Source organism: Mycetocola tolaasinivorans (assembly GCF_003667565.1).
GTDB lineage: Bacteria > Actinomycetota > Actinomycetes > Actinomycetales > Microbacteriaceae > Mycetocola > Mycetocola tolaasinivorans.
The window spans coordinates 45501-60312 of sequence record NZ_RCUX01000010.1 but is presented as its reverse complement, the minus strand read 5'-3'; the positions used below and the strand labels follow the sequence as shown (position 1 = coordinate 60312).

General features: G+C 63.5%; 15 protein-coding genes. 1 reads left to right on the top strand and 14 read right to left on the bottom strand.

Annotated elements, in window-relative coordinates; all coding sequences use genetic code 11:
* Positions 1-67 precede the first annotated feature (67 nt).
* The 4 genes from D9V32_RS12630 to D9V32_RS12615 all read right to left on the bottom strand — a co-directional run bounded on the left by D9V32_RS12630 (position 68) and on the right by D9V32_RS12615 (position 3883).
* On the bottom strand, positions 68-643 hold the full coding sequence (locus tag D9V32_RS12630) for an alternate-type signal peptide domain-containing protein (protein ID WP_183086308.1): 576 nt from the start codon (positions 641-643) through the stop codon (positions 68-70).
* Between the two features lie 592 nt (positions 644-1235).
* Positions 1236-2000, bottom strand: a complete 765-nt coding sequence (locus D9V32_RS12625; protein ID WP_121649277.1) for a signal peptidase I — start codon at positions 1998-2000, stop codon at positions 1236-1238.
* Positions 2001-2006: 6 nt separating this feature from the next.
* Positions 2007-3293: an adenylosuccinate synthase gene (locus tag D9V32_RS12620; protein ID WP_121649276.1), complete on the bottom strand. Its 1287-nt coding sequence runs from the start codon at positions 3291-3293 to the stop codon at positions 2007-2009.
* 110 nt (positions 3294-3403) lie between these two features.
* Positions 3404-3883, bottom strand: coding sequence for a DUF3151 domain-containing protein (locus tag D9V32_RS12615; protein WP_121649275.1), 480 nt, complete (start codon positions 3881-3883; stop codon positions 3404-3406).
* 241 nt (positions 3884-4124) lie between these two features.
* Between D9V32_RS12615 and argG the strand changes: the two genes are divergently transcribed.
* Positions 4125-5546, top strand: a complete 1422-nt coding sequence (gene argG, locus D9V32_RS12610) for an argininosuccinate synthase (protein WP_121649274.1) — start codon at positions 4125-4127, stop codon at positions 5544-5546.
* Between the two features lie 78 nt (positions 5547-5624).
* Here argG and D9V32_RS12605 read toward each other — a convergent pair whose 3' ends face one another.
* From D9V32_RS12605 to D9V32_RS12565, 10 genes are all read right to left on the bottom strand, one after another.
* Positions 5625-6704, bottom strand: a complete 1080-nt coding sequence (locus tag D9V32_RS12605; protein ID WP_147440480.1) for a hypothetical protein — start codon at positions 6702-6704, stop codon at positions 5625-5627.
* Entirely contained in the window at positions 6682-7326 is a 645-nt protein-coding gene (locus tag D9V32_RS12600; protein ID WP_121649272.1) for an ABC transporter ATP-binding protein, read from the bottom strand. Before D9V32_RS12600 ends, D9V32_RS12605 begins: the two co-directional genes overlap by 23 nt.
* Positions 7311-8390, bottom strand: coding sequence for a hypothetical protein (locus D9V32_RS16090; protein WP_147440479.1), 1080 nt, complete (start codon positions 8388-8390; stop codon positions 7311-7313). The genes D9V32_RS12600 and D9V32_RS16090 overlap by 16 nt, the downstream gene beginning before the upstream one ends.
* Positions 8390-8968 (bottom strand): hypothetical protein, encoded by a 579-nt coding sequence (locus D9V32_RS12595; protein WP_147440478.1) that lies wholly within the window; start codon positions 8966-8968, stop codon positions 8390-8392. The genes D9V32_RS16090 and D9V32_RS12595 overlap by 1 nt, the downstream gene beginning before the upstream one ends.
* A 745-nt stretch (positions 8969-9713) precedes the next feature.
* The gene (locus tag D9V32_RS12590; RefSeq protein ID WP_121649270.1) at positions 9714-10697 is read right to left on the bottom strand and encodes a CPBP family intramembrane glutamic endopeptidase; all 984 of its coding nucleotides are present in this window, start codon (positions 10695-10697) and stop codon (positions 9714-9716) included.
* A gap of 130 nt (positions 10698-10827) precedes the next feature.
* Complete coding sequence (locus D9V32_RS12585; RefSeq protein ID WP_121649337.1) at positions 10828-11139, bottom strand: helix-turn-helix transcriptional regulator; 312 nt, start codon at positions 11137-11139, stop codon at positions 10828-10830.
* Between the two features lie 168 nt (positions 11140-11307).
* Positions 11308-12240, bottom strand: a complete 933-nt coding sequence (locus tag D9V32_RS12580; protein WP_121649269.1) for an ABC transporter substrate-binding protein — start codon at positions 12238-12240, stop codon at positions 11308-11310.
* A complete protein-coding gene (locus D9V32_RS12575) occupies positions 12237-12950 on the bottom strand; it encodes an ABC transporter permease (protein WP_121649268.1) in 714 nt (237 codons plus the stop codon). Before D9V32_RS12575 ends, D9V32_RS12580 begins: the two co-directional genes overlap by 4 nt.
* Positions 12943-13629, bottom strand: coding sequence for an ABC transporter permease (locus D9V32_RS12570; protein ID WP_121649267.1), 687 nt, complete (start codon positions 13627-13629; stop codon positions 12943-12945). The genes D9V32_RS12575 and D9V32_RS12570 overlap by 8 nt, the downstream gene beginning before the upstream one ends.
* Positions 13626-14600: an ABC transporter ATP-binding protein gene (locus D9V32_RS12565; protein ID WP_121649266.1), complete on the bottom strand. Its 975-nt coding sequence runs from the start codon at positions 14598-14600 to the stop codon at positions 13626-13628. The genes D9V32_RS12570 and D9V32_RS12565 overlap by 4 nt, the downstream gene beginning before the upstream one ends.
* Between the last annotated feature and the right edge of the window lie 212 nt (positions 14601-14812).

Here is a 14812-nt window from a genome sequence, read left to right as displayed (position 1 = left end):
GCCACCGATGGTGCGGGGTGACGTATCCGTGAGGCCGAGATTGGGGGGAACCTCGGCCTCACGTGGCTTACTTCTGGGTAACGGGTACCTGGGTCAGGACGTACTTGGCGCGCAGGGTGGCGCTGTTGCTGAACTCACCGCGGTTGTTTGCGCGCTGGGTTGCGCCGTCCCACTTGTAGGAGACCGAAACCACGACGGGCACGTTCACGGTGCTCTGACCGGGGGTCGCGGCGATGGTGACGGCACCGTTTACCGGAGCCTGGCCGTTGATGCTGACGACGGTCGGGGTGAGCTGGTCGCGCAGCGAGCTGGACTCCCAGTAGATGTCATCCACCTTGAGGCTGGCCTTGATGTCGGTGCCCACGAGGGTTACCGGCACGTTGACCGTGGTGGTGAGAACGTCACCCGGAACGATGCGGAAGTTGTTCGGGTCAACCTTTACCGCGTCGCTCTTCTTGTCGCCAACGATCTGCTGAACGCTCCAGGTAGCGGAGTCGATCTGACCGAGCTCGAGGTTACCCGAGTTGATGACCTGGGGGGAGGCATCCTTGGTGTCGGTCCAGTAGGCGAGGGTTCCGGCGCCGCCGAGCAGCAGGGCTGCGCCGAGGGTAGCGGCGATGGCGGCAGTGGTGGTCTTCTTCATGGTGGGTGTCCTTTTGGGGGGAGGCGTCATGGGGGGAGGTGAGGCCGCTGCATCGGGTGAGCTCAGTTTCGGGTTGAGCTCGGGATGCGGTTTCGGGTGGCCCCGGTGAGGACGGGTTTCGGGTTGTCCTCGGTGGGGCCAATTTCGGGTTGGTCCCGGGTGAGATCAATTTCGGGTTGGTCTCGGGGTGGGTGCTTGGGGTCACCCTCTGGCTGCGAGAACGTTGGGGGTGTTCTCCGCGGTGAGAACAGTTTCGGGTTGTTCTCGCTTGCCGTTGACTCAATAATTGCGAGCCCGCCTCAAGATGAACGCCGCAATCGCGACAACGTTTCCCTTTTTTTCGCGCGGGGGACACCATTTGCTCAAGAAAAGCTCAAGATTTGAGATATTGACGCTGCGCAAATGCATATTCTGTGCAAAATGTCCCCCAAATGGGGCTTAAGGGGGACACGGAATTGTCCGCCTTGCGCAAGAAATCTTTGGGGTTGTCCCCCGCTTGAGAGTCGTTTCGGATGATTTTGGGCACAAAAAAGCACCTCACCCCGCAATCTTGCGGTGGGAATGCGGGTGAGGTGCGGTTGTGATCGTGCGGTTAGCGCGGGGTTTCGGCGTCGTGCTCTTCGGCCGAGTGTTCCTCGGTCGTGTGCTCCTCGATCGTGTGTTCCTCGGCGGCGTGTTCTTCGGCTCGGCGGCGGGCGCGGCCGCGGACGGCGCTGACCACGAGGTAGCCGGCGTATCCGATCAGGGCGATGCCGATGCCGCGGGCGATCCAGGTGCGGGTGTCGGTCTGGACGCCCTGGCTGAGGTAGCCCACGACCGGTGCCCAGTACCAGACCTTGCCGCGCACCTGTTCGGGCCGGATGGGGTTCTGGTCGGGTGCGGGGTTGGCGTCGCCCTTGGTTTCGAGGCGTGGGCCCTCGGGGGTGATGTTGACGGCGATCACGCGGTGGGTCACGACCTCGGGCTTGCCGGAGGCGATCTGGTAGGTGATGACGTCGCCCACCCGGATGGTGTCGAACTCGACGGGGCGCACGACGACGGTGGTGCCGGGCGGCATGCTGGGGCGCATCGATCCGGTGAGCACCGTGTAGGGGGTGGCGCCGGTGACGCGGGGCACCAGCACAAAAGCGATGATGAGGGCGGCGGCGGCCCCGATGACGACCCAGGAGACGATCTTGGTGATGAGGCCGGCGATGCGGCGGGCGCGCGAGCGCTGCGGCGGTGCCGCGGCGGCAGGCCCAGCAATGGCGTCCTCGGGCACGGATGAGGAAGACCCCGCCCCCTCGGTCGTGGCCGGTGTGTGCGCCTCTCGGCGGCTCACCGGTTTCTGTTCCGGGGTGGCGGGGTCGTTCGTCATGGGGTGTTAGCCGATCAGGTCGTGACGCACGATGATGGCGTCGCGGCCCGGGCCCACGCCGATGGCGGAGATGCGCGAACCGCTCATCTTCTCCAGGGCGAGCACGTAGTTGCGGGCGTTCTCGGGGAGGTCATCGAACTCGCGGATACCGCTGATGTCGGTTTCCCAGCCGGGGAACTCCTCGTAGATGGGGGTGGCGTGGTGGAAGTCGGTCTGCGAGACCGGCACCTCGTCGTGGCGCACACCGTCGACGTCGTAGGCGACGCAGACGGGGATGGTCTTGAGCTCATCGAGGATGTCGAGCTTGGTGAGCACGAAGTCGGTGACGCCATTGATGCGCGCGGTGTAGCGCGCGATCGGGGCGTCGTACCAGCCCACGCGGCGCGGACGGCCGGTGGTGGTGCCGAATTCGAAGCCCTTGGCGCGCAGGTAGTCGCCGGAGGCGTCGAACAGCTCGGTGGGGAACGGGCCGGCACCCACGCGGGTGGTGTAGGCCTTGACGATGCCGATGATGCGGTCGAGACGGTTCGGAGCCACACCGGAACCGGTGGCGGCACCGCCCGAGGTGGCGGAAGACGAGGTCACGAACGGGTAGGTGCCGTGGTCGATGTCGAGCATCGTGGCCTGGCCACCCTCGAAGAGCACGTTCTCGCCGCGGTCGAGCGCACGGTTGAGCTCGAGCGAGGCATCAACAACCATGGGGCGCAGACGCTCGGTGTAGCTGAGCAGGTCCTCCATGATTTCGTCGACGGTGATGGCGCGACGGTTGTAGACCTTGAGCAGCAGGTGGTTCTTGACGCCGAGGGCGCCCTCGACCTTCTGGCGCAGGATGTTCTCGTCAAACAGGTCCTGAACGCGGATGCCCACACGGTTGATCTTGTCGGCGTAGGCCGGGCCGATGCCGCGACCGGTGGTACCGATCTGGCGCTTGCCGAGGAAGCGCTCGGTGACCTTGTCGAGGGTGCGGTGGTAGTGGGTGATGATGTGGGCGTTGGCGCTGATGCGCAGCTTGGAGACGTCCACGCCGCGAGCCGAGAGGGCTTCGAGCTCCTGGAACAGGACCGAGAGGTCAACCACGACACCGTTGGCGATCACCGGGGTGACGCCCGGGGTCAGGATACCCGAGGGCAGCAGGTGCAGGGCGTACTTCTCGTTGCCCACAACCACGGTGTGGCCGGCGTTGTTTCCACCGTTGAACTTGACCACGTAGTCGATACGCGAACCGAGGAGGTCGGTGGCCTTCCCCTTACCTTCGTCGCCCCACTGGGCTCCTACGATCACGATTCCGGGCATGGTGGTGTTCCCTCTTTCGGTGCTGCACGTACAAATTTATGGTGGAGGCGCGGTCGGGCGCGCTCACAGAGCGGTGTTGCGGTGACGGTTTCTCGAACCGCCGCGACGGCCTAATCCAGGCCGCGGATGAAGAACGCCTCGGTGGTCGGGGCGGGCTCGACCGGGGTGTTTTCGTTCTCGATCTGGGCGATGGCGGTTTCATCGGCGTCGCGCAGGAACTCGGTGAGGCGGGTGACCTCGGCGGTTTCGCCGATGTCCAGCGCGGCGCGACGCAGCAGGTAGAGCGCGCGCAGCACACCGCGGTTGGGCTCATGCGACCAGGGGATCGGCCCCTGCCCACGCCAGCCGGCCTTGCGCAGTGCATCGAGCCCACGGTGATAGGCGACGCGTGCGGCGGAGTACCCGGCGATGGGCCGCGCGGGGTTCGCGATGGCCGCGGCGTATGCCGACCAGGCGAGCGAGGACGACGGGTTTGCCGCAACGATCGCTTCGAGTTCGTCGATGCCCACGGCCTTCTTCAGGGCGCGGCTAACCTCCGGTTCGTCCGGGAGGCGGGTTTCCGGGATTCCGAGCAGGTTATGTTCTGTCACCCCTCCAGCCTACCGCGCGATACCCGACACGTCCTCCCCCGGCCGTTTTTTCCCGGATTTTCCCGGGTTTCCGAGAGAAATCCGCGGGGTTCCGCCTGGGAATTTGGCGCACCCCTATAAGGGGGAATCACGGTGCCGGTGCCTGACCGGGTCGATTCTGCGGGTCTCATGATCAGAAACCTGCACCGATGCACGCCTCGCGCAGGTGCGCGGAGGCTCGCCGCGCACCTAGGATAAAGACATGTCCAAGGTTCTTTCTTCTCTCCCCGTAGGCGAGCGCGTCGGTATTGCCTTCTCCGGCGGCCTCGATACCTCCTGTGCAGTCGCGTGGATGCGCGACAAGGGCGCGATCCCCTGCACCTACACCGCCGATATCGGTCAGTACGACGAGCCCGACATTGACGGCGTCACCGCCCGTGCCCTCGAGTACGGTGCCGAGCTGGCCCGCTTTGTCGACGCCAAGCGTGCACTCGTGGAGGAGGGCTTCATCGCCCTCCAGACCGGTGCCTTCAACGTGCGCTCCGGCGGCAAGACCTACTTCAACACCACGCCGCTCGGTCGTGCCGTCACCGGCACCCTGCTGGTGCGTGCCATGAAGGAGGACGGCGTCGAGATCTGGGGCGACGGATCCACCTATAAGGGCAACGACATTGAGCGGTTCTACCGCTACGGCCTGATGGCCAACCCCGCGCTGCGCATCTACAAGCCCTGGCTCGACAGCCAGTTTGTGGAGGAGCTCGGTGGCCGCCAGGAGATGAGCGAGTGGCTCGTGCAGCACGGTTACCCCTACCGCGACTCCGCCGAGAAGGCCTACTCGACCGACGCCAACATCTGGGGTGCCACCCACGAGGCGAAGAAGCTGGAGTTCCTCGACGCCGGCCTCGACATCGTTGAGCCCATCATGGGTGTGGCCGCCTGGCGCGAAGACGTTGAGATCGCCACCGAGGAGGTGTCGGTACGTTTCGAGGCCGGCCGCCCCGTCGCGATCAACGGCGTCGAGTACACCGACCCGGTTGCACTGGTCTACGAGGCCAACGCCATCGGTGGCCGTCACGGCCTGGGCACCTCCGACCAGATCGAGAACCGCATCATCGAGGCCAAGTCTCGCGGTATCTACGAGGCTCCGGGTATGGCGCTGCTGCACATCACCTATGAGCGCCTGGTCAACGCCATCCACAACGAGGACACCCTCACCAGCTACCACACCGACGGCCGCAAGCTCGGTCGCCTGATGTATGAGGGCCGCTGGCTCGACCCGCAGGCCCTGATGCTGCGTGAGTCGCTGCAGCGCTGGGTGGGCTCGGCCATCACCGGTGAGGTCACCCTGCGACTGCGTCGCGGCGACGACTACACGATCCTGAACACCACGGGTCCGAACCTCAGCTACCACCCCGAGAAGCTCTCGATGGAGCGCACCGTCGGTGCCGCGTTTGGCCCGGAGGACCGCATCGGTCAGCTGACCATGCGCAACCTCGACATCGCCGACTCGCGTGCCCGCCTCGAGCAGTACGCCGCCCTCGGCATGGTCGGCGGCGCAACCGCCGAGCTCGTGGGCGAGCTGGAGCAGGGTGCCGCGGCGAAGATCGCCGAGGCCGTTGGTGGCATCGACGCCGACGCCGACACCCTCGGCCTCTCGGCCGCGTTCGAAACCGGCACCGACTAGTCACGACCCGTCTGCGCCGGGCTCACGCCCGAAACACCGCACCCGCCCGGATACTGATCCAGGCGGGTGCGGTGTTTTCTAACCGCGGCCCTTCATCGTCCGGCCGAGGTCACTGGACAGTACCAAACCGAATCCAAGGGCGACGGCTACGACGATGCCCGAACCGACGATCTTCAACGTCGTCGTGCTAACGACCGCGAAGACATCTGCGTCCAGAGTTCCCCGACCTGCAAAAAACATCGCAGCTGCGCTCGCTGCGATTAGAGATGGAAGTAGTACAAGAATGATGATCTCCAAGTAGGAGATGAGAGCGACATCCTGGGCGGCAAATCCACTCACTCGATACAGCGCGTATTCCGATGCTCGGGCACGAAGGTGCGTCAGGATCACCCCGCCAATGATGGGCCCTACGACCAGCCACAGCCAACCGGTGAGCCGAGAGTCGTAACCGGCGATAGCGGATTGTGCAGATCCGGGGTCCACCAACGATCTGATCCGGAGTGCATCAGTCCCGCTGAACGCAGCCGCGGCCGCCTCCCGAACCTGATTGAGATATCCAGAGTTGGCCTGCACCCAACACTCCCGGATGGCGTCTTCGTCACTCACCACCCGCACGTTATATATCCATCTCGCCCGATCTGCAGCTCGTGGCGATGCGGGCAGCGCAGATCCAAACCGGGTATCGGTTTCACTCTCCCCCAACCGCAGCTCTGACCCAGGCGCAAGGCCCACCGTATCTGATGCTTCGGGCCCCAGAACGGCACCCGGCGTGGCGTCCCAGTCTGGGCTAAGGATCATCAGATACTCGGCAGACACCGTTCCCTGGCGGAAAGATATCGAGGGCTCAATGCTTGAGTGGACGGTTGCAACGCCCACCATCGCTCCCGCCCGGATGACCCCCCGAACGTCGGAAAGCGTCGAGCAAGGTTGCTGAGGTATGGATGCGCCTTCAGCGTCCACCACGAGAACATTTCCGCCAGCCTCTTCAAAGGTGCTGAGCTGAGCCTTTAACGCTCCCAGCGAGTGCCCTTCGACAATTAGCGTGGTCATCGCCAAGAAGAACACGAGGACAGAGATGCTGAGCGCCGCCCGTCCCCGAGCGTGGAGAGATAGCACTCCCTCTCGACAGAGAGTGCTATATCGAGGCTGATATGTCACGCTTCCCCTTATCGAGTACAATGTTGCGGTCGCAATCCTGCATGAGGATTGCATCGTGGGTGGCGATAACAACGATCCGGCCCATAAAGGCCGCGCGCTTTAGCGCGTGATATATAAGAGTGGAGTTTTCTCGATCAAGTTGACCGGTGGGTTCATCGGCAAGAATCACTGACGATGGGCCAAGAAGGCATCTGGCGATACAGACACGCTGGATTTCTCCGCCCGAGAGACGGCTGACTGGTTCGTCAACTCGGTCTTCAAGACCCATCTCTCCAAGCATTTTCACGGCGTTCCTGCGGGCGTCACGGTGGGTGCTTCCGGCGGAGAGGAGTGAAAGGGCAACGTTCTCTGCAGCAGTCCTGCCCAGGAGAACAGGATTGTGCTGCACAATCCAAGACGCGGCGGTGACGGGGCCACGGACACCGCGAATCTCACTGTAGATATGGCCCGAGGTAGGCTCCCGCAGCCCACCAAGAAGGTCCAGGAGAGTGGATTTTCCACTTCCGCTGGGCCCCGATACGGCGGTCAACGCTCCTTCCTGGAATGTGAGTGACAACTGAGAAAACAGCGGGGCCCTTGCGGAGGGGAAGGCATAGTCCACATCGGTCATGATGAGGGGCATGCAAGCTTTCCGTCCTCGCGGAGCGGATGGGAGAACACCCGCAACTCATTTGGCAGCTCTCCCGCGATCCATGCAACGCCGGGTGGTGCGCCGCTAATAACGGAGACCGGGGTGACTGCGGCATCAGGTGATGCTGCCTCGGCTTGGGTTCCAGGCGCAGCAGGAATGACAATGCAGTAGGCATCTGATTTCCCAATAAGAAGTGCGCTGGCGGGTACAACCCATCCTTCGCCAAAGGATTCGTTGACGATCTTCCCTGGGAGGGTTTCCGGGTTATCCGCGCCGACGGCCGTTGCGAGCACCATCAATGATTCAGCGTCGGTGATCGGAAACTCCGTCACCTCGATTTCCACCCCGGATGTTCTGAGTTTCAGGGGCGTTTCGGGCCGTACGACGGGAGGGGATCCATCAGAGAGTGCAATGGTTTCGAGCATGCGCGGTGTCTCAAATATGGGCTCACCCTGAGCGGGAGCAACCGCTCCGATGGCGGGGAGGTGCCGGCCAATTGTGATCGATTCTTGGGGAAGCCAAATGCCCCATGCGGGGTCAAATGAATCAACGTCCTGGGCGTCGGGGACTCCGAGATCCTGCGCAATCGTGCGAACAATCGTGGCGAACGGTTGCCGACTGGTCTCGCCACCCTGATGGCCCAAACGGTGGAAAAGGTCTATAACGATTTTACGCCAGGCCAACGGGCTACTCGCCTCGACCGGAGCAATAAGGGGAGCAGCAGAGTGATAGGCGATGCGCGATACATTGTCGATGTGAACGGGGCGATCGCCCGCTGTTAGCGTTCCCCCGGGGACGATCGAAACCCCCGTTACAGTGCCCGTCCAAGCAGGAGAAAGCACCGAGGCGGACTCAGACCACTCCAACGCCAGTTCGACGTTTATCTCGGGGGCCAGCGGGCCTCGAACTGCGGGATAAACAGCCGAACCGACATCTGGTTGAATGGTTTCACGAGCGATCTGCATAGTGAGGGCTGTGCCCGCCGCGAGCCCGGCCAACGGAATCGCCAGTGCCCCCGCCGTCACCACCCAAATAAGCAGGTTGCGGCGCGACATCAGCGAGCGCGACCCGGGGTGGAATCCTGCCGGGGGGATTGTACGAAGAACTCGGGGTAACGATCCATACACGGTTGAAGAGCCGAGGTGTTCGCAAGCCTTTCAAGCTGGGTATACAGTTCCTTCATCGTGAATGTATCCGAGACTTTTATCCCCACGTCACGCAGACAGGACGCCACGTCCGGGCGGATCGCGTCGAGTTCCTTTTCACTGAGGAGCTGCTGGTAGACCCACACGTCGGCTACGTCCGACAGGTATTCACCATGGCAGGCTTCCGCCAGGGAATCGATGCGGGCCGCCTCCTCTTCAGTGTCCGCAATAATCTCCACCTGGAAGCCGCGCTGGTTGTGTCCCAGCGATTCAATTTCTCCCGGTGATGCCCCAGCATTTTCCACACACGAGCGGTGCGCCAGGACCGCACTCTCGTACTCTGCCGCGGTGACAACACCGTCTTCAAGAATGGTCAATTGAAAGGGAGTTGTCGATTCTTTCACCAGGGCAATATCAAATGGCGCCGCGGTAGGTTCGGCCGCGCATGACACCAGACCGAGCACTACGCTGGCGAAAAGTATCGTCACAGCGCACCTGGTCGATCTGCGACGAGGCAGCGGGGCTCTCACGTTATGCCCGGATCAGGAGCTGCGGTATTCCCGGGGCCCAACTGCCATCATGGTACGACTGCCCCTTAATCATCGTGCCGTGTTTGAGAACCACAGTTCCTGCGGTACGACTAGTGAATCCGATAGGGAAGCACCCCGAGGAGAATCCTGACCTTTTGATGTACTGGCGACCGTTTGCCAAGGTGCCCCAGACCTTTCCTCGCACACCGCAATAACTAAGCCACGGTTCAGCGCTGTGACCGTGACTCACAGCAGCCGCAGTGACCGTTCGGGAAGACCCCCAAACGTCAAGAATGGTGCTGCCGGCTGCACCATGTGAAAGCGCAACGCTGGTTCCGCCCGCATGCGCAGCTGGCGGCAATATCAAAGTCCCCAAGATGAGCGTTACCGACGCGTCTAGAGCTGACAGATGCCGAGTTGTTTTCTTCATTGAGTGCTCCAGTCCTGAAAATGATCCCAGTTGCAACTACCCCATACGCGTCCGTGCGCGGGGCATTTCTATTCACGAAGCTAACAAAACGCCGGTTCGATGGAATTCAAATGGCACCAATTGCACGCTGTGATGACGCCAGATCGTCGACGTGCCCTCAGATGCAGGATTCCGCGTTCGAAACCGGCACCGACTAGTCACGACCCGTCGACGCCGGGCTCACGCCCGAAACACCGCACCCGCCCGGATACTGATCCGGGCGGGTGCGGTGTTTTAGGCCGTGGGAACGCGCCGCGGTGCGAGCTGCGGCTCGTGCTTGAACTGGCCGGTGAGGTACAGCACCAGCACGATCACGGCCAGCACGATCCAGCCCGAGACGCCCAGCGGGTTCACCAGCGCGAGATCCATCGGGGCACCCGCCTGGGTCACGAGGAACACCAGGCCACCGGCTGCGTTGAGGGATCCGTGACCGATGGCGGCGGGCCAGATCGATCCGGTGCGCAGCCGCACCCAGCCAAACAGCACACCCCAGAACACGCAGCCCACCACCATGAGCAGCACACCAAAGCCGTTGGTCAGCCCAAAGTTGTGCCCCAGCAGAATGATCGGTGTGTGCCACAGGCCCCAGATCACGCCGCTCACGATGAGAGCGGGCCAGAGACCCAGCGGGCGCAGCGCCGGCAGGAGCCAGCCCCGCCAGCCGATCTCCTCACCCAGCGCGGGAATCGTGTTGAACAGGGCAGCAAACGGGATCGTCAGGATCTGGGTGATAACGATAACGCCCAGCAGCGAATCGTCCACGGGTAGTGCGCCGCCGGCCAGCTCCTTGAACCCGGAGAAGTTCACGAGGTCGAGCGTTACCCACCCGAACAGCGTCGAAATGCCCAGCGTCGCCGCGACCAGCAGGAGCGGAACGATCGTGGCCAACACCATGAACCACACCACGCGCTTGGCCGGGCGCAGCGGCCAGACGCCGAGGAACCGCAGCCGCTCCCCGCGCGGCACCCTCAGCGCAAACACCACCACGAGCACCGCGAGCAGCGGCGTAAACATCATCACCAGCGGCAGCGTGCCGGTCAGCAGCGGCCGCACGGGGCTGTCCTCGTTGGTGAGCCACAGCGGCAGGATCACCAGCCAGGCGAGCCCCCACGCCACCAGCGTGAAGATGGTGACCGCGCGCCACGGCACGCGAGCCAGTCGATCGGGCCGAGTATCGGCTTTCGGAAGGTTGTATTCGCTCACACCGGTGTCAGACATAATGGTTCCCGATTATTGCGGACATCCCCACGAGAAGTCCACCCTCCCCCGAGATCCCAGCAAACCGTTACCTCTTCCGCGCAAAAACCGCCCGCCCGTATCGCGGATCCAGGCGGGAGATATCAGGCCACTAACTCGATTTCGGGAAGCGCACGCGCTTTCGCTCAAGCAGCCCCGCACGGGCTCGGCCGAGGTCCGTGCTCAGCGGGTCAAGGGCGTCGGCCAGGGTCTTCAAGACCCCCAGCGCACGCGCGACGCGCAGCACAACGTGGAAGCTCACCGTGGGGTCCCCCCGCTCCACCTTGCGCAGGGTGTCCCGGCTGATGTCCGCCCGCTCGGCCACCTGCGTGGTGGTGAGCCCCAGAATCTTGCGCCAACCCGCGAGGTCTTCCCCCATGCTCCTGGCGGCCTGCACGACGGGTACCGACAGCTCAACAGCCATGAACACTCCTCAGATAACGACGACCCAAATAGCCATAAAGTCACTTATGGACGATGTTACTCGTCATTAGAGAAAATAGATACCGGCAATTCTCGACCGCGATGGCAGAAAAACACCGCCCGCCCGGATCAAGATCCGGGCGGGCGGTATACGTTACTGCGGGCGAAACTAGATCAGCTTCTTGGCCTTCAGCCAGTCGGTGGCCAGCTGCTTGGGGCTGGCCTTCTCGGCACCCTGGTTCTTACCGTTGAGCTCGATGAGGTCCTCGGTGGTCAGCTCGGAAGACACCTTGTTGAGCACATCGGCCACCTTCTCGGTGTTAGCCTTCTTGCTCACCAGTGGAATAACGTTCTGCGGCAGAATCATGTTCTTCGGGTCCTCAAGGGTCACGAAACCGTTCTCCTTGATCGCCGGGGTGGTCGAGAAGATGTCCGCCAGGTCCACGGTGCCATCCTTCAGCGCACCCACGGTCAGCGGTCCGCCCGAGTCACTCAGCGGCACGAACTTGATCTTCGCGGCGCTCAGCCCGTAGATCGACTCCAGCCCGGGAGGGCCATAGGGGCGCTGCTCCAGCTCGGGGTTACCGCCCACGGTCAGGTCACGGTCAAGACCCGCGAGATCCGCGAGGCTCTTCACGTTGTTCTGCTCGCTGAACTCCTTGGTCACGTTGTAGGAGTCCTTGTTCTCGGCCGGCGAGGCCTTCAACACCGACAGCCCGTTGGTGAGGGCCGAACCGAGCGCCTTCTCGACCTCCGCCGAGGTTGCCGCCGTCGAGTTCTTGTCGAACGCCTGCAGGAGGTTACCCGAGTACTCGGGCACGATGTCCAGCGAACCGTCCTCCAGCGCCTTCAGGTAGACGTCACGCTGACCGATCTGTCCCTTAAAGTCGACCTTGATATCCTTGGCCTCGAGCGCCTGGGAGTAAATCTGCGCGATGATCTCGTTCTCCGCAAACGCGGCCGAACCAATCGCGATCGTATCGGCCGCGGCACTGCCGCCACCACCGCTCAACGGGTCACCACTCGCGCACGCGCTGAGGGCAAAAATCGTACCGGCTGCCAGGGCCAGGGTCAGTCCCCGTTTTGCTCCACGAATGTTCATGCTGCTGTCCTTTCGGTAGGGGTTTTACTGCGTCTAGTGCCGCGGGTCGCGCGCACCCCCGCGGGGAGCACCGCCTTACCCACGAGCAGGAATAGGAGGTCAAGGATGAGTGCCAGCGCCGCGACGAGGATCGCCCCGGCGAGCATCTGCGGGTAGTCCCGCAGCGGAAGGGCATCAAACAGGAAGCGGCCGAGACCGCCGAGGGAAATGTAGGCGGCGACCGTGGCGGTCGCGACCACCTGCAGCATCGCCGAGCGCAGCCCGCCCACGATCAGCGGCAGGGCGAGCGGGAACTCCACCCGCCACAGGATCTGCCACTCGGTGAGGCCCAGCGCACGCGAGGCATCCACCGTGGCGGGATCCACGGATTCCACCCCGGCATACGCGCCGGCCAGAATCGGCGGAATCGCGAGCACCACGAGCACGATCAGCGTCGGAATGATCGCCAGGCGCACCCCGAACCCGAACTGCACCGCGATAAACACCAGGAGCCCGAGCGTGGGCATCGCGCGCAGTGCGCCACTCAGCCCCACCACGAGACCGCGCCCCCGGCGCGTATGCCCGATGGCCAGGCCCGCGGCCAGCGCGATCACACCGGCGATCAGCAGGGTCAGACCGGTAATCGCCAGGTGTTCCAGGAGGCGCGTCGGAATACCCCGCGAACCACTCCAGTGCGCGGGATCCAGCAACCAGTTCAGGCCGTCAAGCATTCGTGGTCACCTCCAGGGTCTCCGCGTTGGTCTTGGCACGGACGCGACGGGTCCGCGACCAGGGCAGCAGGGCCTTGCCGATCAGCACGATGATCAGATCAAAGATCAGCGCGATCAGCACGGTCCCGACGATTCCCACGCCGATCTCAAATGGGAACGACCGCTGGGTACCATCCGTAAACAGGTAACCCAGCCCGCTCATTCCCACCAGCGCACCGAGTGTCACGAGGCTCACCGTGCTGCTCGAGACCACCCGGGTTCCGGCGATGATGATGGGCGCGGCCAGCGGAAACTGCACCTGCCAGAACCGGCGCCACGGGCCATAGCCCAGCGCGGTCGCGGCATCCAGCACCTGCGGGGAGACCTGGTCGAAGGCATCGGCCGCGGTGCGCACGAGCAGCGCCACGGCGTACAGCGTGAGCGCCGCGATGAGGTTGATTGGGTCCAGAATCTGGGTGCCGAGGATGGTGGGCATCGCGATGATCAGCGCCAGCGAGGGAATCGTGTACAGCAACCCGGCGATGGTCAGCAGCGTGCCCCGCCCCCAGCGGTAGCGGTGCGCGAACCAGCCCAGTGGGACGGAGATAATCAGCCCCAGCAGGATCGGCGGCACACTCAGCGCCACGTGCGTGACCGCGAGCGCCCACACATCGGAGAAGTTCTCGAAGAGCCAACTCATCGAGGAGTATCCACCTCCGGAACGCCACTCGCCGTCGGCGCATCATTCACGGCCGGAGCGACCTCGTGTGGGGCCTCCGCCGCCTCGGTACCCAGGGTAATTTCGCCCAGGTGCTCGTCGCGGCCACCCGCGCCCACCGAAACCGGCCCGGTCGCGGTTTCGGCGCCGAGCACGCCGGCGATCCGGCCGGTGCCGTCGACCACCAGGGTGCGGCCGTTACTCTCGCGCAGCGTCAGTGCACGCCGACCGCGGTCGGCACCGATGAAGTCGGCCACAAACTCGCTCGCGGGGTTCGACAGGATCTCATCCGGGGTGCCGTGCTGCGCGATCTGACCGCCGCGGGCAAGGATCGTGACGTGATCGCCGAGGAGAAACGCCTCATCGATGTCGTGGGTGACAAAGACGATCGTCTTGGCGAGCTCCTGCTGGAGGCGCAGCAGCTCCTCCTGAAGTTCGCGCCGCACGATCGGGTCGACCGCACCGAAGGGTTCGTCCATGAGCAGGATGTTGGGGTTCACGGCCAGGCCACGCGCCACACCCACACGCTGCTGCTGCCCGCCGGAGAGTTCGGCGGGATAGCGGTTCGCAAAGGCGGCGTCGAGGCCCACGGTGTCCATCAGCTCGCGGGCACGCGCCACGGCCTCGGCCCTGGGTACCCGGTTGAGCAGCGGCACGGTGGCAATATTCTGCAACACGGTGCGGTGCGGCAGCAGGCCGGAGTTCTGCATGACGTAGCCGATCCTGCGGCGCAGGGTCACGGGGTTGAGCTGCGCGACATCCTCATCGTCGATCAGGATGCGACCCGAGGTGGGCTCGACCATGCGATTGATCATGCGCAGCAGCGTGGTTTTGCCACTGCCCGAAGACCCGACAAACACGGTGATTTCGCGCGAGGGCAGGCGCAGCGAGAAGTTGTCCACCGCGAGGGTGCCATCCGGGAAGCGCTTCGAAATTCCGTCAAACTCGATCACAGATCATCCCCATCTCGCACGTTTTGCGTGCGGTTGTGAGTACCTAGCGTAGACACTGCCCTCCGACATTGTGTGAATTGTTCCCGTTTTGTCATCTATTCGGAGCCGCTCGATCCGCGGATTGGGGCGGATCCCAGGAATATCTGAAAAAGTTTGAAAAAGTTCCAAATGCGGGAATGGAACCCCGCATGAGTTAGTTTCATATGAATGGA